Source organism: Sphaerotilus sp., from assembly GCF_041083715.1.
Lineage (GTDB): Bacteria > Pseudomonadota > Gammaproteobacteria > Burkholderiales > Burkholderiaceae_C > Sphaerotilus.
The window spans coordinates 1-2,875 of sequence record NZ_JBFPGY010000187.1 but is presented as its reverse complement, the minus strand read 5'-3'; the positions used below and the strand labels follow the sequence as shown (position 1 = coordinate 2,875).

Genomic DNA, 2,875 nt, shown 5'->3' with positions numbered 1-2,875 from the left:
GCCGTCGATGCCGTCCGTGTCGGCGGCCAGCGCCCAGACGCCCGGCTCGCCGTTCAGCGCGACACCGAGCGACAGCAGGAACTCGACGTTGCGCCCGCCCCGGCCCAGCTCTGCCGCAGCGGTGGCGTCCGTCGGCAGCGTCACCGTGCTTTCGCCGCCGCTGAGCAGCACGCACGGCGCGGCGAACGGGTGGCCGTGGCGTGCGGTCTGGCGGGCGAGGCCGGCCAGCGTCGTGCCCATGGCGCGGGCTTCGCCTTCGAGGTCATCGCCGAGCACCCAGGGCGTGACTCCTGCAGCGCGGGCGACTTCGGCAGCGGCTTCCAGCGATGCCCGAGGCGCAGCGACGATGGTGCAGGTGTGTCCTGCGAGCCGTGCATCGCCTGGTTTGATCGACTCGGCTGCTCCGCTGCGCAGCCGCACCATCACTGTGTCCGGCAGCGCGATCCGGTAACGCGCCAGCGTCGCCAGCGCGTCGGCGCAGGTGGTCGGGTCGGCCACGGTCGGGCCGGAGGCGATGTCGATCGGGTCGTCGCCCGGCACGTCGGAGATCAGCAGCGTGTGGACCGTCGCCGGGTGGCACAGCGCGGCGAGCCGGCCGCCCTTGAGCGATGACAGGTGCCGCCGCACGGTGTTCATCTCGCCGATGCCTGCGCCGCTGGCGAGCAGGGCGCGGTGGACGGCCTGCTTGTCGTCGAGCGTCAACCCCGCGTCGGGCGCGACCAGCAGCGCCGAGCCGCCGCCCGAGATCAGCGCGACCACCATGTCGTCGGCCGACAAGCCGCTGACCAGTGCGCGCAGACGCTGCGCCGCGACCCGCCCGGCGTTGTCCGGCACCGGGTGCGAGGCTTCGACGATCTCGACGTGTTCGCATGGTGCGCCGTGGCCGTAGCGCGTGATCACCAGCCCCTCGACCGCCACGCCCTGTCGCCGGTAGTGCGCTTCGGTCACCTGCGCCATCTCGGCCGAGGCCTTGCCCGCGCCGATCACGATCAGCCGGCCTCGGGTGGGTGCGGTCGGCAGGTGCGGCGGCAGGCAGCGTGCGGGCTGCGCCGCCGTGACCGCCGCGTCGAACATCGCCCGCAGCAGCGCGGCGGGATCGAACGCGGCCTGGTGCCTCACTCGATGACCACCTTGGCGTCCTTGACCAGCTTGGCGAACTTCTCCACGTCGTCGTGGATCTGCTTGGCCATCTGCTCGGGCGTGTTGCCGATCGGCTCGGCGCCGATCTCGTCCATGCGCTTGCGGAAGTCGGGCGAGTGGATGACCTTGACCATCTCGGCGCTGAGCCGGGCGGTGATGTCCTTGGGGGTCGCTGCCGGGGCCAGCACGCCGAACCAGGTGCCGATGTCGAAGCCCTTCAGCCCCGACTCGGCCAGCGTCGGCACATCGGGCAGCGCCGACGAGCGCTTGCCCGTCGTCACCGCCAGCGCCTTGAGCTTGCCGGACTTGATGTGCTGCAGCACCGGCGTGATGGTGTCGAAGGACATCGTGACCTGGCCGCCGATCAGGTCGGTGGTCAGCGGGCCGCTGCCCTTGTAGGGGATGTGCGTGATCTCGATGCCGGTCAGGTTCTCGAACTGCGTCCCGATCAGGTGCTGCGCGGTGCCGTTGCCGTTGGAGCCGTAGTTGAGCTGGTTCGGCCTGGCCTTGGCCTGCGCGACCAGGTCGGCGACGTTCCTGGCCGGATTGCTGGCATTGACCACGAGCACGTTGGGCACCAGCGCGACGGTGGTGATCGGCGCGAAGTCCCTCTGCAGGTCGTAGGACACCTTCTTGAACACCGCCGGAGCGATGGTGTGGTGGATCGCGCCCATCAGCAGCGTGTAGCCGTCGGGCTTGGACTTGGCCACGAAATCGGCGCCGAGCGTGGCACCCGCACCGGGCTTGCTCTCGACGAGGATGGTCTGGCCGAGCGCGGTGCCGAGCTTGTCGGCCAGCGTGCGGGCGAGCACGTCGGTGGTCCCGCCCGCAGGGAAGGGCACGATGAGCGTGATCGGCTTGGCCGCGGGCCAGTGCTGGGCCGAGGCGGCCGTGGCGAAGGCGGCCAGCAGCAGCGCAGCGGTCGTCTGGGGGATGTTTTTCATGGACTTGTCTCCTCGCACGGGTGGGCTGCTTCAGCGCGTCAGCAGGTCGCAGACGGCGCGGGTGACTTCTGCGGTGGTCGCCGTGCCGCCCAGGTCGCCGGTGTGCAGCGCGGGGTTGGCGGTGACGGCTTCGATGGCGGCCATCAGGCGCTGGGCGGCTGCCGGCTCGCCGATGTGCTCCAGCAGCATCACGCAGCTCCAGAACGTGCCGACCGGGTTGGCGAGTCCCTTGCCCATGATGTCGAAGGCGGAGCCGTGGATCGGCTCGAACATCGACGGGTAGCGGCGCTCGGGGTCGATGTTGCCGGTCGGCGCGATCCCCAGGCTGCCGGCGAGTGCGGCAGCGAGGTCGCTGAGGATGTCGGCGTGCAGGTTGGTCGCGACGAGGGTGTCGAGCGTGGCTGGGCGGTTGACCATGCGCGCGGTGGCCGCGTCCACGATCTCCTTGTCCCACTTCACGTCGGGGAACTCCTGCGCGATCTGCACCGCGATCTCGTCCCACATCACCATCGCGTGGCGCTGGGCATTGCTCTTGGTGACGACGGTCAGCAGCTTGCGCGGCCGTGACTGCGCCAGCTTGAACGCGAAGCGCATGACGCGCTCGACGCCCACGCGGGTCATCATCGTCACGTCGGTGGCGGCTTCGATCGGGTGGCCTTGGTGCACCCGGCCGCCGACGCCGGAGTATTCGCCTTCCGAGTTCTCGCGCACGATGACCCAGTTCAGGTCTTCGGGCCGGCAGCGCTTCAGCGGGGCGTCGATGCCGGGCAGGATGCGCGTCGGGCGCACGT

The 2,875-nt window shown here is 70.5% G+C and carries 3 protein-coding genes; all 3 read right to left on the bottom strand.

Going from position 1 to position 2,875, the window contains the following annotated elements; all coding sequences use genetic code 11:
* Nucleotides 1–1,074 (bottom strand): glycerate kinase type-2 family protein (locus AB3X43_RS08385; RefSeq protein ID WP_369429389.1); only part of this gene is annotated, 1,074 nt, incomplete at its 3' end.
* A gap of 41 nt (nucleotides 1,075–1,115) precedes the next feature.
* Nucleotides 1,116–2,084, bottom strand: coding sequence for a tripartite tricarboxylate transporter substrate binding protein (locus tag AB3X43_RS08380; protein WP_369429388.1), 969 nt, complete (start codon nucleotides 2,082–2,084; stop codon nucleotides 1,116–1,118).
* Nucleotides 2,085–2,114: 30 nt separating this feature from the next.
* A partial coding sequence (locus AB3X43_RS08375; protein WP_369429387.1) for an isocitrate/isopropylmalate family dehydrogenase occupies nucleotides 2,115–2,875 on the bottom strand: 761 nt, incomplete at its 5' end.